This window comes from uncultured Aquimarina sp. (assembly GCF_947492965.1).
Taxonomy (GTDB): Bacteria; Bacteroidota; Bacteroidia; order Flavobacteriales; family Flavobacteriaceae; genus Aquimarina.
In genome coordinates this window covers 16,636-36,275 of sequence record NZ_CANLOZ010000019.1, presented here as the reverse complement: position 1 = coordinate 36,275, position 19,640 = coordinate 16,636, and the positions used below count along the sequence as shown (strand labels likewise).

At 32.1% G+C, this 19,640-nt stretch carries 18 protein-coding genes; 16 read left to right on the top strand and 2 right to left on the bottom strand.

Features of this window, described 5'->3' with window-relative positions; genetic code table 11:
• Positions 1-90 precede the first annotated feature (90 nt).
• Together Q1B37_RS23805 and Q1B37_RS23800 are read right to left on the bottom strand one after the other, a co-directional pair.
• Complete coding sequence (locus tag Q1B37_RS23805; protein WP_299903244.1) at positions 91-471, bottom strand: RidA family protein; 381 nt, start codon at positions 469-471, stop codon at positions 91-93.
• 96 nt (positions 472-567) lie between these two features.
• Positions 568-3,357, bottom strand: a complete 2,790-nt coding sequence (locus Q1B37_RS23800) for a putative LPS assembly protein LptD (RefSeq protein ID WP_299903242.1) — start codon at positions 3,355-3,357, stop codon at positions 568-570.
• Positions 3,358-3,556: 199 nt separating this feature from the next.
• Here Q1B37_RS23800 and Q1B37_RS23795 point away from each other — a divergent pair, with 199 nt between their 5' ends.
• The 16 genes from Q1B37_RS23795 (at position 3,557) to Q1B37_RS23720 (ending at position 19,638) form a co-directional block, all read left to right on the top strand.
• Positions 3,557-4,693, top strand: coding sequence for an N-acetylmuramoyl-L-alanine amidase (locus Q1B37_RS23795; RefSeq protein ID WP_299903240.1), 1,137 nt, complete (start codon positions 3,557-3,559; stop codon positions 4,691-4,693).
• An 86-nt stretch (positions 4,694-4,779) separates the two neighbouring features.
• On the top strand, positions 4,780-5,730 hold the full coding sequence (locus tag Q1B37_RS23790) for an MlaD family protein (protein WP_299903238.1): 951 nt from the start codon (positions 4,780-4,782) through the stop codon (positions 5,728-5,730).
• A gap of 13 nt (positions 5,731-5,743) precedes the next feature.
• The gene (locus tag Q1B37_RS23785) at positions 5,744-7,063 is read left to right on the top strand and encodes a (Fe-S)-binding protein (protein WP_299903236.1); all 1,320 of its coding nucleotides are present in this window, start codon (positions 5,744-5,746) and stop codon (positions 7,061-7,063) included.
• 66 nt (positions 7,064-7,129) lie between these two features.
• Positions 7,130-7,576: a phosphoheptose isomerase gene (locus Q1B37_RS23780; protein ID WP_299600578.1), complete on the top strand. Its 447-nt coding sequence runs from the start codon at positions 7,130-7,132 to the stop codon at positions 7,574-7,576.
• Between the two features lie 57 nt (positions 7,577-7,633).
• On the top strand, positions 7,634-8,425 hold the full coding sequence (locus tag Q1B37_RS23775; protein WP_299903234.1) for a (Fe-S)-binding protein: 792 nt from the start codon (positions 7,634-7,636) through the stop codon (positions 8,423-8,425).
• Between the two features lie 120 nt (positions 8,426-8,545).
• Positions 8,546-9,031, top strand: coding sequence for an ABC transporter ATPase (locus Q1B37_RS23770; protein ID WP_299903232.1), 486 nt, complete (start codon positions 8,546-8,548; stop codon positions 9,029-9,031).
• A gap of 5 nt (positions 9,032-9,036) precedes the next feature.
• Positions 9,037-12,048: a glycoside hydrolase family 3 N-terminal domain-containing protein gene (locus Q1B37_RS23765; RefSeq protein WP_299903230.1), complete on the top strand. Its 3,012-nt coding sequence runs from the start codon at positions 9,037-9,039 to the stop codon at positions 12,046-12,048.
• Between the two features lie 38 nt (positions 12,049-12,086).
• A complete protein-coding gene (locus Q1B37_RS23760; RefSeq protein WP_299903228.1) occupies positions 12,087-12,989 on the top strand; it encodes an aldo/keto reductase family oxidoreductase in 903 nt (300 codons plus the stop codon).
• A 330-nt stretch (positions 12,990-13,319) separates the two neighbouring features.
• Positions 13,320-14,039, top strand: coding sequence for a hypothetical protein (locus tag Q1B37_RS23755; RefSeq protein ID WP_299903227.1), 720 nt, complete (start codon positions 13,320-13,322; stop codon positions 14,037-14,039).
• A 5-nt stretch (positions 14,040-14,044) separates the two neighbouring features.
• Complete coding sequence (locus tag Q1B37_RS23750; RefSeq protein WP_299903225.1) at positions 14,045-15,277, top strand: hypothetical protein; 1,233 nt, start codon at positions 14,045-14,047, stop codon at positions 15,275-15,277.
• Entirely contained in the window at positions 15,252-15,620 is a 369-nt protein-coding gene (locus tag Q1B37_RS23745) for a hypothetical protein (RefSeq protein ID WP_299903223.1), read from the top strand. The genes Q1B37_RS23750 and Q1B37_RS23745 overlap by 26 nt, the downstream gene beginning before the upstream one ends.
• Positions 15,613-16,077, top strand: a complete 465-nt coding sequence (locus Q1B37_RS23740; protein ID WP_299903221.1) for a type II secretion system protein — start codon at positions 15,613-15,615, stop codon at positions 16,075-16,077. Before Q1B37_RS23745 ends, Q1B37_RS23740 begins: the two co-directional genes overlap by 8 nt.
• A complete protein-coding gene (locus Q1B37_RS23735; protein WP_299903219.1) occupies positions 16,077-17,219 on the top strand; it encodes a type II secretion system F family protein in 1,143 nt (380 codons plus the stop codon). The genes Q1B37_RS23740 and Q1B37_RS23735 overlap by 1 nt, the downstream gene beginning before the upstream one ends.
• Positions 17,220-17,306: 87 nt before the next feature.
• Positions 17,307-17,717: a type II secretion system protein gene (locus Q1B37_RS23730; RefSeq protein WP_299903217.1), complete on the top strand. Its 411-nt coding sequence runs from the start codon at positions 17,307-17,309 to the stop codon at positions 17,715-17,717.
• Between the two features lie 2 nt (positions 17,718-17,719).
• On the top strand, positions 17,720-18,208 hold the full coding sequence (locus tag Q1B37_RS23725; RefSeq protein WP_299903216.1) for a hypothetical protein: 489 nt from the start codon (positions 17,720-17,722) through the stop codon (positions 18,206-18,208).
• Between the two features lie 5 nt (positions 18,209-18,213).
• Entirely contained in the window at positions 18,214-19,638 is a 1,425-nt protein-coding gene (locus tag Q1B37_RS23720) for a GspE/PulE family protein (RefSeq protein WP_299903214.1), read from the top strand.
• Positions 19,639-19,640 lie beyond the last annotated feature (2 nt).

Here is a 19,640-nt window from a genome sequence, read left to right as displayed (position 1 = left end):
AAAAACCCCTTGAAGCTAGCTTCAAGGGATTAAATAAAATCTTGTAAAATTGTCAACCTATTTTAGGACGACTCAAAATTAATTAAAGTCTTATTTTACAGCAATTACCGAAATTTCAACATTTACAAATTTTGGTAGTGCAGCTACAGCCACTGTTTCTCTAGCCGGAGCAGTATCTTCGTTAAAATAATTTCCGTATACCTCATTTACTTTCGTAAAGTTATTCATATCACTTAAAAAAATTGTTGTCTTAATAACATTTTCAAAAGTCATATCCACCTCATCCAAAATGGCTTTAAGGTTTTGCATTACCTGTTCTGCTTCTTCTTTGATATCATTTGTAACCAATTCTCCAGAAGTAGGATTAATAGCTATCTGACCAGAAGTATATAAAGTATTTCCGTTTAGAATAGCTTGACTGTAAGGTCCAATGGGCGCAGGTGCTTTGGAAGTCGTGATGATTTTTTTCATGATGTGTAAAGTGTTATTGTTTATTTTGATTTTGTAATATTTTCAAATAATTTCCTCAAACCTCAAACCTCAAACCTCAAACCTCAAACCTCAAACCTAAAGCTGCCTGTCTGGTTCTCTACGTTTATCGTATTTGATATCACTTAGAACAGAAGAAGAAATTCCTATGAAAAAGTTCCAGGAAGTCCTTTCGCTAAAAGGAATCCAATTGAAACTAAGATTCCAACTATCCAAATCTCTCTGAAATCTTAAGTTAGTAAAAGTAAAACCAGGATTTTTTAGATCATACCCAGATGAAACTCCAACGGTCCATTTAGGAGCTAACTCTACATCTCCAGAAAACATAATCGAGTGGGAGGATATCTCATTTTGTCGAGCATTATTACTATAATTAACAGTGTAAGATAGTCGTAAAGACCAGGGAATTTTGTAGTTATAATTTTGTACGTCCTTTTTCTCAGTATCCTTACTTTTTTGACGATAACTTTGTTCTTCTCTAAAATCTGTTCCTCCTCCAAACAAATTATCTGGTCGCCCACCATTTTGTAAGGTCTGGTTTGTGAGCGGATCTTCATTCGTTTGGCCTTTTTCAAAATCTTTACTAGAAAAAGAATATCCAAAATTTGCACTAGCTCTGGTTAATCTAAAAAGACTACCTCCATTATCAATATTCCAAACATCAATTTTACGATTATTATTATCTAATGCATATGGATCCAGTTCTGCACTAAAGTTAATGTCTAACTTATTCTGAATTATAGGAATGTTTCCTGTTATTGACAAGGGACTTAATTGTAAAGAGTCACCAGCAATATTATATGCAGTTCTAAAGTTTAAGTTGTTAAGCAAAACTACTTTCTTCGGTTCTAGATCTGTAGTGTCTTTACTCCGCACTTTGGCTTCTAAGTTATTACTTAAAGCAAAACCAATACTACTTGAAAAAGTATTACTAGGTGCACCAAAGAATCCACCTTCGAATCTAGAATATTCAATATCTTCAAAACCTTCTTCTATTTCAGCTGTACTTGGATCGTCTTCTATAGGTCTACTATATGTAGTATAGAACTGATCAAAGGCAGGGTTAATACTATAGCTAATACTAGGCCTCATAGTATGACGAATAGCTTGTATCTTTTTGTCTTTCTTAAAATTGAATGTTCCGTAAATCGTGGTTCCTAAACTCGCAGAGAAATTATAGGTTCTAAAAGCATCAAAACCTGCAATAGTATCATTTACAATTTCTCCAGCACCATCATTCGCATCTGCATCAAAACTACGTTCTATGGTTTCGAACACCCAATTTTCTTGGAAACTTGTACCCATAGTAGCACTTAAATACTTAAAGATTTTAAAGTTGGTACTAATCGGAATAGAATGTTGCATTCCAATTCTAGCATCGTTAAACATATCTCCAGTAAACAAATCATCATCATTGGTAGTAATACGGTTCTCACCTCTAAAATTATACTGGGTGTTGATATTTTGAATAATACCTTTTTTTACACCAACTTTTGGAGCAAAAGGAAATATCCTTGAAACACTTGCATTAACATTAGGTAGCGATAGGTTAACTTCTTGTGTATTTGTATTAGAGTTGTGATTTGCTGCAACATTTAAATTTACCTGGGGATCTCCCTGAAAAGTTTTGGAATAGGAGATGGATGAACTCAACTGGTTATTCAAGAAATTCCCTGTATTTAACTGATTGGTGGACTGTTGGAAGAAGTCACTACTACCAAAATTTACAGATGCCGAAAATCTAGAGTTCGGATTGGATTTGGCATCCTGCGAATGTGTCCATTGGATGTTATAGGTAGTTCTCTGGGCAAAGTCAGGAAAACCTCGTTCGCTAGTTAGGTTATTCTCAAACCGAAATCTCAGATTACCCCTATACTTGTAGCGAACGGCATACGATGTTTCGGCTAATAATGTATAACTTCCATTTGTATAATAATCACCGGTGACCGTAAGATCTGCATAATCACTTATCGCAAAATAATATCCACCATTTTGTAGAAAATATCCTCTGTTATTTTCTTCACCATAACTTGGAATAATAAATCCTGAAGTTCTTTTTTCTTGTAAAGGGAAATAACCAAAAGGTAATCCTAAAGGAGTTGGTACATCTGCGATAAACATATTTACCAATCCTGTTACAATTTTCTTTTTTGGTACAAGTTTGATTCTTCTGGCATAGAAGTAATAATCTGCATTATCTACATCTTCTGCAGTAGTAAATTTTACGTTACTCATGTATATAACAGAATCATTAACTCTTTTAGAAACTTCACCTTTTACGTTCATTTCACCTTGTTTGGTTCTAGAATTGTATATAAGAGCTTTTTCTGTATCAAAATTAAATCGAATAGAATCAGGTTCAACTACATTTTGTGCTTGTTTAAAAACGGGTGTTTGTGTATAATCTCCTACAGAATCTTTAATACCATAGGCATATACCTCGTTTTTGGAATTGTCTACGATGATCAATCCAGCATTTATTTGCATTTCTCCATAGATAATTTCTGCTTCGTTGTAGAGATACATTTTGTTTTCTCTACGACTTAATCTCATATAATCTTTGGACTTGTAGGTAACTTTATCAGTCAATAATTGTGGAGGTTCTACTACGCTATCTTTCTTTACAGTGTCCTGATCTTTTTCATTTTCAAGGAGTTCCGTCTTAGGTTCGATATCCTTTTTAGGTAAGGTAATAGAATCCTTTGGAGATTGAATAGGTTTCTTCGTCGTTTTATCAAACTCTTGTGCAGTTGTATAACAAATACAAAATAGTGAAAAACTTAGTGAATAAAGTATGTTACGTACCGTTGTTTGCAATGGTTTATATCCTATTTTTGTAAAACTATGGCTTAGTTTTTGAAGTGCCAAAATTACATATATTTTTTATGTAGAGATTGTAATTGAGAAAAAAATAAATATTTCTATCAAATACGATACTCTAATGTTATTTTTTAAGAAACTATGTCGATTAAATTCCAAGATCATTAACCTTGTGATTTTAGAATTATTATACTAAATACGGAAACAATTTGGGAATGTTTCAAGCTAAGGGATAATTTTGATAATTATGAAAAAGAAAATTATATATAGCATTGTATCTGTAGCACTAATTATGGTGTCCTCTGGATTTGCTTTCATGTCCAAAATTTCTGACACAAATACAGAAAAGTTTATCGTGGCTTTAGATGCTGGTCATGGAGGTGATGATCCAGGAAATAGAGGGAATGGATATAAGGAAAAAGATATCGCATTAAAAGTGGTCTTAGCTGTAGGAGCTGCATTAGAAAAAGACGATCGTTTTAAAGTAGTATACACAAGAAAGACCGACAAATTTATCGAACTTCATGAAAGAGGAAGGATTGCTAATAAAGCAAAAGCTGATCTTTTTGTTTCTATTCACTGTAATTCTCATAGATCTCAAGCATATGGGACAGAAACTTTTGTTTTAGGATTACATGCCAATGATGAAAATTTTAACGTAGCCAAAAAAGAGAACTCCGTTATTTTGATGGAAGACAATTATGAGGCGAATTACGATGGTTTTGATCCTAATTCTCCTGAATCCATTATAGGGCTTACGCTTATGCAAGAAGAATACCTGGATCAAAGTTTAATTTTGGCGAGTTATATAGAAAAAAGATTTACGAATACTTTAAAAAGAAAGAGTAGAGGGGTAAAACAAGCTGGTTTTGTAGTATTACATCAGACATATATGCCAAGTGTATTAGTGGAGCTAGGTTTTTTAACCAATGATAAAGAAGGCAAATATCTAAATTCTAAAAAAGGACAAGATGATATGGCAAAATCGATCATTAAGTCTATAGTTGATTACAAGGATAGTCTGGATGAAACCTATTATGTTCCAGAACCAAAAACTCCAGAGGTAGTCACCAATGATACCATAGTAAAAGCAGTTGATGAAGAATTATATGATGGAATAACATTTAAAGTGCAAATTGAAGCTGGCTCAAACGATGTAGTTTTAGATCCAAAAAATTTCAATGGACTGGATCAGTTATCAAAAATTCAGTTTGGAGAGGTTTATAAATATTACTTTGGAAATACACCTAATTATAATTTAATCAAGGAGTTAAAAGATGTGGCTGTTGCTAAGGGATATACATCTTGTTTCGTTGTTGCGTTTAAGGATAATGAGATAATTCCGCTAAGTGAAGCCTTGAAAACTAATACTTCATCGAATTAATCTAAATAAATACTGATAAATCGTTCGTTAATAATCTTTGGAAGTATATTTTTTATTCTAAATTTGTGTCCTAAATATATGCTATTTTGAAATTTACTCGAGAAGTTAAAACTGGAATTTTAGCATTATCTGCTATAGCCCTTCTGATTTTTGGATATAGTTTTTTAAAAGGAAAGAACCTTTTAGAATCTGATCGAACATTTTACGCGGTATATGATAATGTGGAGGGACTAATACCTTCCTCTCCAGTAACCATCAATGGATTAGTTGTAGGAAAGGTTGTTTCTATCAATTTCGCAGATACCAAAGGTAATCTTATTGTAGAATTTAATGTAAGTAGCGATTTTTCTTTTTCCAGAAATAGTGAAGCTATGGTGTATGGTGGTGATCTGATTGGAGGCAAGTCTTTAGCTATTAACCCAATTTACGAAGCAGGAAAAGAAGCAAAAGATAAAGACACATTACCTGGTAGGGTAAAAGCTGGGTTGTTGGAATTGGTAAATGAACAACTTACTCCTTTGCAGTTAAAGCTCGAATCTGCAATTAAAGATGCAGATACACTTTTAACTTCGGTAAACGGAATATTATCAGTAGACAATAAAAATAATCTAAACTCTATCTTCAAAGATTTAAGTATTACTGTTCGAAATTTTAAAGGAGCTTCTGGTTCTTTAAATAATATCTTATCTGGTAATGAAGAAAAGTTAAATACTACACTATCTAATTTGGATAGAATGTCCACTAATTTAAATCAATTTTCAGATTCGTTATCTAAGGTTAATATTGGTAAATTGGTGAATGATTTAGATGCGGTATTAGCAAATTTTGATAAAATTTCTAAAGATTTAGAAGTCGGAAAAGGAACAGCAGGGAAGCTACTAAAGGATGATCAGCTTTATAACAATTTGGATAGAGCTAGTAAAGAACTAGAATTACTACTTCAAGATCTTAGATTAAATCCTACTAGATATGTAAATATTTCGGTTTTTGGTAAAAAGAATAAACCTTATGTAAAACCGGCAGATTCAATAAACTAACTATCACTAAACTATGCAATATATTCCAAATATCATTTTTGTAATTATCCTAATCGCTGGAATAGGATATTTTGCAAAAAATGTTCGTAAGCTTATTCGTAATATAAAATTGGGTAAGGATGTAGATCGAACGGATAATAAAAAAGAACGTTTTAATAATATGGCTCGTATCGCTTTGGGACAATCCAAAATGGTAAGGAGACCAATTGCTGGTATTCTACACATCATTGTGTATCTAGGTTTTATCATTATTAATATCGAAGTTCTGGAAATTATTATAGATGGTATTTTTGGAACACACAGAATTTTTGCATTTCTAGGAGGTTTATATGACTTTTTGATTGGTTCATTCGAGGTGTTAGCCCTATTAGTATTGGTAAGTGTATTTATTTTCTGGATTAGAAGAAATGTTATCAATATTCGAAGATTTAAAACGCTAAAAGGATGGCCTAAAAATGATGGTAATATAATTCTGTATTTCGAGGTTGTTCTAATGACCCTGTTTTTAACAATGAATGCTGCAGATTTACAATTGCAAAATTTAGGAGCTGATCATTACGTAAAAGCAGGAGCATATCCAATAAGTCAATTTATATCACCATTATTTGATGGAATATCTGAAGGTTCCTTAATTCTTTTAGAAAGAGGAGCATGGTGGATGCATATTATTGGGATTTTAATTTTCCTTAATTATCTATACTTTTCTAAACATCTACATATTCTTTTAGCATTTCCTAATACTTATTATGGAGATTTAAATCCTAAAGGACAAATGGATAACCTTGAAGCGGTAACGAACGAAGTAATGTTAATGATGGATCCAAATGCAGATCCCTTTGCAGCTCCAGCTGGTGACGAACCAGAAGGGGAGCCTGAAAAATTTGGTGCCTCCGATGTAACAGACTTAAATTGGGTACAATTGTTAAATTCTTACACTTGTACGGAGTGTGGGCGTTGTACCAGTGAATGTCCTGCAAATCAGACTGGCAAGAAGTTATCGCCTAGAAAGATTATGATGGACACCAGAGATCGACTTCAGGAAGTAGGAGATAATATCGATAAGAACGGTAGCTTTGTAGATGATGGTAAGCAATTATTAAATGATTATATCACAACTGAAGAATTATGGGCCTGTACTAGTTGTAATGCTTGTGTAGAAGCTTGTCCAGTAAGTATAAGTCCATTGTCTATTATTTTAGATATGAGAAGATATTTGGTTATGGAGCAAAGTGCTGCGCCTTCAGACCTAAATAATATGATGTCTAATATCGAAAATAACGGAGCACCATGGCCATTCAACCAAATGGACAGGTTAAATTGGAGTCAAGAGTAAAAATTAAATATTATTAACCATAACTATTAACCGAAAACTTTTAAAAATTAAGAGAATCTAGAAATTATGAAGAAGGAAGAAGTAGAGAAATTATTGCATGAAAAGATTGAAGCTGGAGAACATATAAGTCCAGTGTTACCAGAAGGTATTAAAAATTATCTCATCGATATTGATGGGACAATTACGGAAGATGTTCCTAACGAAGAACCAGAGCGTATGGTTACTTGTGAGCCTTTTCCAGATGCTTTAGCAACTTTAAATAAGTGGTATGATGAAGGACATATTATTTGTTTCTTTACTTCTAGAACAGAAGAGCATAGAGAGGTTACCGAAACTTGGTTAAATAAACATGGATTCAAATACCATAGCTTATTAATGGGTAAACCAAGAGGTGGGAACTATCATTGGATAGATAATCATTTAGTAAAAGCTACTCGATATACTGGTAAATTTACAGAACTAGTAGAGAGAGTAGTTACTATCGAGGTTTTTGATGATGGAAAACACGATTAATAAATTTTTGTAAGACATCTTTTCTAACAAAAACGATGTATATAAATAATAAAACATATGAGTGAAGCAGTAAAGGTGCCAACAATGGCAGAGTATATGGCCGAAGGTAAAATGCCTGAGGTTTTATTTTGGGTAGGATGTGCTGGAAGTTTTGATGATAGAGCTAAGAAGATTACAAAAGCTTTTGTAAAATTACTTCACAGTTCCAAAGTAGACTTTGCTGTATTAGGAACTGAAGAAAGCTGTACTGGAGATCCTGCAAAAAGATCTGGTAATGAGTTTTTATTTCAAATGCAGGCAGTTACTAATATAGAAGTAATGAACGCTTATGAAATAAAGAAAGTGGTTACTGCTTGTCCTCATTGTTTTAATACCTTGAAAAATGAATATCCAGCGTTGGGAGGAAATTATGAGGTAATGCATCATACACAATTTCTTAAGTCTCTTTTAGATGAAGGACGATTAACGGTTGAAGGAGGAAAGTTTAAAGGTAAAAGAATAACTTTCCATGATCCATGTTATCTTGGTAGAGCTAATAATGTATACGAAGCTCCAAGAGATTTACTTAAGAAATTAGAAGTAGAACTTACAGAAATGAAACGAAGCAGACGCAATGGTTTGTGTTGTGGAGCTGGTGGAGCACAGATGTTTAAAGAGCCTGAACCGGGTAATAAAGATGTAAATATCGAAAGAACAGAAGATGCTTTAGAAACAAAACCAGATATTATCGCTGCGGGATGTCCTTTTTGTAATACTATGATGACTGATGGGGTTAAGAATAAAGAAAAAGAGGATAGTATAGAAGTGTTGGACGTAGCAGAGTTAATTGCAAATGCTCAAGATTTATAGAAAGAATTTTAAAGATTTCTAAAAATAAGTAAAGAGTTGATATGTTTGTTCATATTAACTCTTTTTTGTTGCAACAATTAGGAATACTTTTTGTTATTTTATAGAATAAAAAGAAAGTAGATGTTAGTAGATTTTAATGAATTGCCAGATACGTCGAGAGTTTGGATATATCAGGCCAATAGATCTTTTACAAAAGAGGAATTAGAAGAAATACAAGAAAAGCTAGAGGTTTTTATAAATCAATGGACTGCCCATGGGGCAGACCTTAAAGCTGGCTTTGATATAAAATATAAGCGTTTTATTACCATTGCCTTAGATCAAGATATAAATCAAGCGACAGGATGTTCTATCGATGCTTCTGTCCACTTTATTCAAAAGTTAGAAAACGATTATAAGGTAGATTTAATGGATAAAATGAATGTTTCTTATAAACAGGGAGAGTTTGTTGCCTATAAGTCTCTTACAGATTTTAGAAAAATGGCAAAAAATCGCTCTGTGTCTCCTAATACAATTGTATTTAACAATCTGGTTACAAACTTAGCAGAATATAAAACAGATTGGGAAGTACCAGCAAAAGATAGTTGGCATAACCGTTTTTTAAATTAGTATTAGTGAGTTGTATTTTTAGAAGATATTTTTCTGTTTTAGTTTTTGTTTTCTCAGTATCCGTTTTTTCACAACAACCTGATACTCTCAATGTGTCGGATCTATTAGATGAGAAGAAAACCGATTCTTTACAAGTAGAAGAGGTTGTTGGAAATACTACGGTTAGTCCATTGGTTGTAAAGGATGAACAGGATCGGCAGCGATTTTGGGTAGATAGTATCTACAATAAAATGACGTTGAAAGAAAAAGTTGGCCAGCTTTTTATGGTGGATGTCTTTTCTTCTAAACCAAAGAAAGAAACTGATAAGATCAAAAGGTTAATCCAAGAATTTCATATTGGTGGAATTATATTTTCTAAAGGCGGTCCAAATCGTCAGGCAAAACTAAATAACGAGTATCAAGAGCTTTCTAAAATACCCTTAATGATTGGAATGGATGCTGAGTGGGGATTAGCAATGCGATTGGATTCTACAAAAGCATTTCCCTGGAATATGACTTTGGGGGCTATTCAGGATAACAACTTAATAGAAGAAACTGGTCAGCAAATTGCCAAGCATTGTAAGCGATTAGGAGTGCACATAAATTTTGCTCCTGTGGTAGATATGAATACCAATCCCAAGAATCCTATTATCGGAAATCGTTCTTTTGGAGAAGAAAAAGATAATGTAACCGAAAAGGCATTAGCTTTTATGAAAGGGATGCAAAAAGAAGGTGTATTAGCAAGTGCAAAGCATTTCCCTGGTCATGGAGATACCGATAGCGATTCTCATAAAACACTCCCGACAATTAATTTTGATGAAAAAAGAATCGATAGTGTAGAACTATATCCTTATCGCAAACTAATAAAAGAAGGATTGTCTAGTGTGATGGTAGCACATTTAAATATTCCAAGTTTAGAACCTAGGTCAGGATACCCATCTTCTATTTCTGAGAATGTGGTAACCAACATATTACAAGATAGTCTTAATTTTGAAGGGTTGATGATAACCGACGCTCTTAATATGAAAGGAGCCTCTGATTTTAAAGCGCCCGGAGATATCGATCTAGCAGCTTTCAAAGCAGGGAATGACATCTTGTTAATATCCGAAGATGTTCCTTTGGCATCACAGAAAATTATTTCAGCGTATTACGCAGGAGAAATTACAGAAAAACGATTATCGCGTTCGGTTAAGAAGATTTTGATGGCTAAGTATAAAGTTGGTTTACATTCTTATAAACCAATCCAATCAGAATATCTTATCGAAGAGTTAAATAGTATTGCTAATGAAGTATTACACCATAAACTGGTTGAGAATTCTTTGACTTTATTAAAAAATGAACGTGCTATTTTACCAGTTAAAAATTTAGACCTGAAAAAAATTGCGTATGTTTCTTTAGGTGATGATTCTGGCGAAGTTTTTTTAGAAGAATTAAATAAGTATACCAAGGTAGATTGGGTAAAGGGAAATCAATTACCGGAGATATTAGAGCAACTTAAAAACTATAATTATGTTATTGTAGGATTGCATAAATCAAATGCTAATCCATGGAAAGATTACAAGTTTAAGGATAAAGAGCTTGTGTGGCTATACGAAATAGCTAGACTTAATAATACTGTGCTTAGTGTTTTTTCCAGACCGTATGCAATGTTAGATCTACAGACGACTACAAATTTCGAAGGTATTTTGATGTCATATCAAAACAGTAAAGTTGCTCAAGAAAAGGCAGCACAACTACTTTTTGGTGCTATCGAAGCAAAAGGAAAACTTCCAGTTAGTTTGGGAATGGATTTTCCTTTGGGAACAGGTTTGGGAACAAGGTCTTTAAAACGACTTGCTTATGGAATTCCTGAAACGGTTGGAATGAATAGCCATAAATTGCAGCGTATCGATTCTGTTGTGAATATAGCGCTTAGAGAAAATATGACTCCAGGAGTGCAATTGATGGTAGCTAGAAAAGGGAAAGTAATCTTTAATAAGAACTATGGTTACCACACCTATGCGAAATCTAGAAAAGTCAAAGGATCTGATATTTATGATCTTGCTTCTTTGACAAAGATTCTTGCTACGCTACCGTTAACAATGGAATTAAAAGATAAAGGGATTTTATCATTGGATAGTAGAGTAGGTGAATTATTACCTTCTTTTCAGGATTCTAATAAGAAAGATATCACAGTGCGATCTATGTTGTCGCATTATGCTCGTTTAAGAGCATGGATTCCATTTTTTCTAAAGACCTTGGATAGCGTTACTACTAAACCTGATAAAAAGTACTATAGAAATAAACGCTCTGACGATTTTAACATTAGAGTTACAGGTAATTTGTATTTAAGAAGTGATATGAAAGATTCTTTGATGTTACGTATCAAAGACAGTGAACTTCGAAAAAGACTGAGTTATAAGTATAGTGATCTTCCTTATTATATGATGAAATCTTTTATCGAGGATCATTATGGGAATAATTTAGATGCATTAACTCAGCAACATTTTTACAGAGGAATAGGTGCGAGTAATATGGGATATCTTCCTATTAATAGATTCAATAAAAAGCGTATTGTTCCTACCGAAAATGATCAGGCGTATCGCAAAGAAATAATTCATGGATATGTGCATGATCAAGGTGCGGCAATGTTTGGAGGAATTGGTGGACATGCAGGTTTATTTGCCAATGCTAATGATGTTACTAAAATAATGCAGATGTATTTAAATGGAGGGTATTATGGAGGAAAACAATACATTTCTCCAGAAACGATTGCAGAGTTTAATACCTGTTCCTACTGTCATAAAAAAGTAAGACGTGGAGTGGGGTTTGATAAACCACAGTTAGGAGATATAGGTCCTACTTGCGGTTGTATATCTATGAATAGTTATGGTCATAGTGGCTTTACCGGAACATTTACCTGGGCGGATCCTGATGAAGAAATAATTTATGTGTTCCTGAGTAATAGAACATTTCCCGATTCTGCCAATCGAAAATTAATCTCTAATGATATTCGATCCGAGATTCAGCGGTTGATTTATGAGGCAATAAATTATTAAAATTAACCACTAACCAAATATTTAAAATTAATAGTATTATGAAAACAAAGGTTTCAGGATATGGACCTGAATTTTCCAGAATAGTTGCGGGATGCATGAATTGGGGAACTTGGGGCGCAAATCTTAGTGCAGAACAATCGTTACAGTTAATAGAAGACTGTATTTCTGTTGGAGTAACTACTTTTGATCATGCAGATATTTATGGCCATTATACTACAGAAGCTTTGTTTGGAGAGTCTTTGGTCAACAATAAATCATTACGAGAAAAAATACAGATTGTTACCAAATGCGGAATTAGGTTGGTAACTCCCAATAGACCAGATAATCTTATTAAGTCTTATAAAACTACAAAAGATTATATTATAAAATCCGTAGAACAGTCGCTAAAAAACTTACAAACGGATTATATAGATATGTTATTGATTCATAGACCTAGTCCTATAATGAATCCAGCAGAAATTGCAGAAGCTTTCGAGCAGCTAAAATCTGAAGGCAAAGTATTGCATTTTGGAGTTTCTAATTTTACAACATCACAGTTTAAAATGTTACATGGTTTTTTTCCTTTGCAAACAAATCAGATAGAAATTTCACCATTACATCTAGCACCTTTTGTTGATGGTTCTTTAGATCAATGTATACAATATGGAATAAAACCTATGGCGTATTCTACATTAGCAGGAGGAAAGTTTTTTGCTAAAAACCCTGAGGATAGTGTTGGAAGAATCAATACTGTTGTTAGTGATTTATCTAATAAATATAACGTTTCAGCAGATCAGATATTAACCGCTTGGTTATTAAAACATCCTTCAGGAATACTTCCTGTAATAGGATCTACTAAAATAAATCGAATCCAATCTGCTGTAGATTCCTTACATGTTCAGATTTCTGATGAAGAATGGTTTCGAATTTGGGAAGCTTCTACCGGACAAGAAGTGGCATAGTAATCTTATTTTATTGTTTTCGAGATAATTTTGTTGCCAATTTTGATGCTCACAAAAATATTTTAAAGAAAAATTAAAAAAAAACGAAAAATCGGGGTAACATATTTGTTTCAAATGACACTTATATATAGCAAACATTGATTTTGATGAATAAAGGTAGGCATTTAATCAAATAAACAATTTTGCTTATAAATCAATGACTACGGTTTCATAGGGGTATGTGTGCCGTAGTCAGATTTTTTGTATTTGATTGATTTTCAAAAAACTATATTTTTTGTTCTTTTTTTGGAATGAAAGTAGTTTATTTGCAAATCCTAAAATCTACCCAAAATGAAATTATTAATTACTCTTTTCTTATTATTTGGATCAATACAATTTGTAGACAATAACGCAAATAGAAAAGTTATATCTGATGATAATTACAATTATACTTTTTACGTCTCAGATAAATCCAAATCTAATTTCGAAAACTATAAAGAATATTATTGGTTTAAGAGTGGGCAAATTCACTCTTCCTTCGGAGGTTCTAGTGGGCAAATATTGCATGGGCTTTATAACAAGACTTTTAGAGGTAATGGAGTAGCTGAACAAGGTGAATTTTATTTTGGTCTCAAAAATAAGGTTTGGAAAAATTGGTATGAAAACGGAAAAATCAAAAATATCTATAACTGGCAAAAAGGCATGCTCTCTGGGAAATATGAAGAATTTACAGAATCAGGATTGTTAGTAGTAAGTGGAAGATATAAGAGTAATAAAAAGCACGGTAGGTGGATTTACTATAAAACTAAGGATACTCTTTATTATCGAAAAGGTGAAAAGGTTACCGACCAGAAGGAAGTTGTAGAAGATAATAATGAAAAAGAGAAAAAAGGTTTTGTAAGTAAAACTTCAAAGTTTTTTAAAGATATATTTAAAAAGAAAAGCCCAGAAGAAAAGGCTAAAGCAAAAAAAGAAAAAGAAATAAGGAGGCAAAAAAGGGAAATTGAAAAGAAACGTAAAGAGTTAGCTAAGAAGAAAAAAACATCTCAAAAAACATCATCAAAGGAATAAGCAAAATGATAAAGGCAGGATCTTTATTATATGCTATTTATGTTTGCTTGATTATAGCTATTCTAAGCGGAGGACTTATCTATATATTTACAATAAATAAAACCTTAGCAACAAGACAGTCTGTAAAGGAACAGCTTATTGATAGATGTGATTCTTGTTTTAACTATTTCCTGATAAACGGTAAATCTTTTGATAAAACGGAGACTCAGAAAATTGATCTTTTCGAAGATGGATTGGTTTGTGAATTTACAAAAGAAAGGTGGGGGATGTATGCTACATTAATGGGGAAAGCTATTTTTAAAAAAGATACAGTTGAAAAAAAATATATAATTGGAGAAGTAACAAATAAGGAAATAAAAGCACTATATCTGTCAGATTTTGGAGAAGAACTAAAAATTTCTGGGACTACTTTGATTAAGGGAAATGTAGTGTTGCCAAAAAAAAGATATAAAGTGGTAAATATTTTAGGGAATCAACAAGCCAATAACCCAAAACTAGAAGGAGTTATAGGAGTTTCATCCAAAAACTTACCAAAAATTATTTCTCCAAAGTTGCAATATCCAAATGATATTGTAGAAATTACTTTATCTAAGTTGAAAGAAAATCAACCAGTTTATAGAGGATTTCAAAAAAGTACAGCGGTAGTATATCTTGATAAAGGAGAATCTTTAGATAGAGTAAATATTAAAGGAAATTTTATATTAAAATCAAGAGACACTATACATATTGATGATACTACAAAAATCGAAGATGTAATTATTCAAGCACCTAAAGTGGTAGTAGAAGAAGGTTTTGAAGGCAGTATACAAATTTATGCAGAAAAAGGAGTAGAAGTTGAATCAAATGTAAAGTTGCTATATCCTTCTTGCATTGTCATTGAATCATCTACCCGAGATTATGAAAAAGAAATTAATATAGGGGAAGATGTGGAGATATATGGAGGGATCGTTATAAATGGTTCTAGTTTTAGAGAAAAGCAAAATAACTTTTTGGTACTGAATGAAAATTCATTAGTAGTAGGTGATGTTTATTGTAATGGAATTATGGAATTAAAAGGAAGTGTATTAGGATCAGTTTATACACACAAGCTACAATTAAAAACAAAAAGTTCTAAATACGCGGATGTGATTTTAAATGGGACAATTGATGCGTTAGGAATACCTAATAATTTTGTGAGATTACCACTGTTTGGAAGTATCGAAGGCAATAGATTTGAAAGAGTTAAAAATATACAATAAGCATTTTTTATCCGCAAGTTCATTGATTGAATCGGTTATAGCAATAACTATTATTGCTACCTGCTTATTAATTGCCATTAGATTGTATGCTGTGGTGTTACATAATAGTTCTTCTTTGGATTCTTATAAAATTAAATTTAAAGTGGCAGAACTATATGATGAGATGAAAACAACTTCTGATTTTAATGATGAAGTTTATGAATTTAATAGGTTTTCTATAAAAAAGAAAGTAGAGGGTTTTGAAGGAAATAAAGAATTAAAAAATATCAAGTTTATTGTACGAACGGAGAAGGATACTACGACTTATAACTATTTGTTAATAGATAAAAGTAAGAATGAGTAAAGTAAAAGCATTTACAATATTAGAAATGTTGGTTAATCTAACTATTATGTCTATCATAATGGGGTTGATCTATTTTGCTTATGCTTCCTTCGTAAAACAAGTTTTAAATTATCAACATTCAATTGATGAGCAAAACGAGTTGACTAGTAGTTACGTGCAATTAAAACTGGATTTCTACAATTCTGATAGAATAATAAAAGGATATCAAAGATTTACAATTCTAAGCTATGACAACAAACAAGTTGTTTATGATATTACGGATAGATATTTGGTAAGGAAACAACTACATATGAGGGATACTTTACCCTTGCAAAGTCTTAAAATTATATCTGATTTCAATGTCTATACAAAAGAAGATTTAGTAACCAAAATAGAAGTTAATACAGATCTGTTCGAAGAACCTGTTAAGTTTGTGGTAACAAAAGATTATGCTCCTAACCTTAAATTGAAGCTGTAATGGGAATAGATGTAAGTAAGCTACATAAAAACTCAGGTCTTAAAAAAGAGAAAAAAACTTCTTCAGTTAGTGATTTTTTTAATCAAGAGTTAAGCTTTTCAAAAAAAATAGGAGCAAAAGAAAAAGAAGCTCTGTATAAAGATTTATCAGTACTTCTCAATGCAGGTGTGGATTTTAAAACTTCACTAGAAATTTTGGCAAACCAACAAAAAAAGAAACACTTAAAAGAGTTGATTTTAGAATTAAAAGCTAAAATAGTAAAAGGTAAAAGTTTTTATGAAGCATTAGAGGATACAGGTTTGTTTTCCTCTTATGAATACTTTAGTATAAAAATAGGTGAAGAAACAAAGAAGCTGGATATCGTTTTATTAGAACTCCACAAATATTTTAAACGACAAATTAAGTTGAGAAAACAAATTGTATCTGTGATTACGTACCCATCATTTGTTTTAATACTCACAGTTGGAGTTTTATATTTTATGTTAACCTACGTGGTACCCATGTTTAAATCAGTATTTAATCAATTTGATGGCGATCTTCCGCCTTTAACCCAAAAAGTAATAGCGCTATCAGAGAGCTTTCCAACGATATTTGTTGGTGTACTAATTGTTGTGATTACTAGTGTGTTTTTAGTTAAGATCTACGGTAAAAATGATTCTTTTAGGAATATTAAATCCAAAGTTATTTTGAAAATACCATTTTTCGGAAGACTTGTGAAAATGGTGTATTTAGCAAGATATTGCCAGTTTCTAGATTTGTTACTTACTTCCAGGACTTCTTTAACAGAATCTCTAGAGATGGTAAAAAAAATGATAGGTTTTTATCCTATTGAATCCTCTATAGACCCCATTAGAAACGATATTATTAAGGGTGTTCCTTTTGCAGCAGCAATGAAAAAGCATAGGATTTATGAGTATAAGCTCATTTCAATGGTTGAAGTTGCTGAAGAAATTAATGAACTAGATACAATGTTCTCACGACTTGCTGATGAGTACGATGAGGAGGTAGAACATAAAACTAAAATGATAGGAGTAGTCCTAGAACCACTAATCATAATTGTTATTGGTTTGATAGTAGGTCTTATTATGGTAGCAATGTATGCTCCGATGTTTGATCTTAGTAAAATTATAAATGGAAATTAAAATTTTTAGATTTTGTTAACACAATTTAATACTTTTGCAGTCCCTAAATCAATCTTAATGAAATCATTAAGATTACATCTTAAGCCTATGAAACGCAAAAACAATTGGTATGCTGCGGCGTATTCTATGACTGAAATATTAATAGTGCTTTGTATTATTGGTATTTTATTATTGATGGTACTTCCAAGCCAAACTTCAGTTATTACACAAGCCAAATCTATTGAGGCCCAAAGTATGTTGAATCATTTATATGGTTTAGAGAAAAATTATTTCTTCCGACATTCTAAGTACACTGCGGATTTTGAAGAGTTAGGTTTTGAACCCGCCTTAACTATTGAGCAAGGTGGACAAGCCGTATACAGAATTGAAATTATAGAAGCTTCCACAAATTCTTTTAAAGCGACTGCTACGTCTTTATCTGATTTTGATGATGATGGTAACTATAATACCTGGCAAATCGATCAAAAGAAAACATTAAAAGAAACGGTTAAAGACTAAGGTTGGATACGTTTTTTCAAATAATCATTCTAGTATTATTAGCCTTGGTATTTATTCAGGATCTAAAGCTTAGAGCTATTCATATTTTGTTGCCGATAGCAATCCTAATTTTTGGATTGATTAGCTATTTTGATAGAGGGTATGATATGCTAAATTTATTATACACTTTTTCCTTCTTGGTTATTACTATAGGTGGTTTATATCTATATCTTTCTGCAAAGAATAGAAAGCTAACAAACCCCTTCAAAAAGAATATGGGCATAGGTGACTTATTCTTTTTTATTTCTGTAATTCCATTCTTTGCGTTACATAACTACATTCTGTTTTTCATAACAGGAATGTTTTTTTCTATTGTTGGTTTCTTAATAATCAGGTTAGTTGTAAAAACAGATTTAGTTCCTCTTGCAGGGCTTTTAGCCCTATATCTACTAATACTTATGGTTATTAGCTATGTTACTAAGTATGACCTCTTTTTTACAAAAATATTTTAGCGATTATGAAGGCAGTTAAGGATATCATATTAAGTACAGAAGAACAACAGATTATTAATGCAGATTTAGCTCATAATTATCAGATAGTACCCAAAAAAGATACAGGGAATAATGTGAGTTTCTATATTAATGAAGAGCTTTCAAAAGAAGCTGTAAAAGAAGAATTGGAATTGATTTTGGGAAAAAGAGTAGAATTCCATCCTGTCCCTTTAGAAACTATAAATAAAGCTTTAATTCTTTATTATAGAAAAGGAGATACCGGAAGATCTCAAAACAAAACTAATACCGAAACCTTTCGATCTGGATCAAAGGATTTTTTAGAAGAATTAATTTTTGAAGCAAAAGCGATTGGAAGTAGTGATATTCATTTTGAAGTATTCAAAGATGAAGCAAGAATACGATACCGAATAGATGGGAAACTTACTGAGAAATATAAAATCGAAAAGGAAAACTATTTAGAATTAGTTAATAAAATAAAAATAAAATCTAATCTAGATATAACGGAAAAAAGATTGCCCCAAGATGGACGTATTAATTACGATGATTTTGATATCAGGGTTTCTATTCTGCCAACATTACATGGAGAAAAGATTGTAATGAGAATTTTGGGAAGAGATACGGCTCATCTTAGCATGGATAAACTAGGAATGGAGCCTAAAGAAAAAGAGCAATATCTAGAAGCATTAAAAGCGTCGAAAGGGATTATTCTAATAAGTGGCCCCACAGGTTCAGGTAAGACTACAACCTTATACGCAAGTCTAAAAGAATTAAATAAAATCTCAAGTAACATAGTAACAGTTGAGGATCCAATTGAATATACATTAAAAGGAATTAATCAAGTACAACTTAGAGAAGATATAGGTTTGACATTTACTAGCGCATTAAAAACATTTCTAAGACAGGATCCAGATATTATCATGCTTGGTGAAATTAGGGATGGAGCTACTGCAGAAATGGCAATTAGAGCCAGCCTTACAGGTCATCTAGTGTTGTCTACAATTCATACGAATTCTGCACTAGGAACTATTTCCAGACTTATAGATATGGGTGTTCCGCCATTTCTTATTGCAGAAACTTTGAAAATTTCTGTAGCACAACGATTGGTTAGAAAATTGTGTAATTCTTGTAAAGAATTAGCTGTTTTAGAAACAGGGACATATAAGAATGAAGCTTTTTCAGATATTAAAGAACACTGGGTTTCAAAAGGATGTGAAGATTGTCATTTTACAGGATATAAAGGAAGAACGGCTATCTATGAAATGGTACCTATTGATAATGTTTTAACGCAAGAAATAAAGAAAAACTCTACAAATTTAGAAGAATCTATTACAGATTATTCAGAATCCAGCTTATCGGGAAAAGCGGTTCGATTAGTACAAAAAGGAATAACATCGATTGAAGAGGTTTACTCAATTATTATAGAAAAATAAGG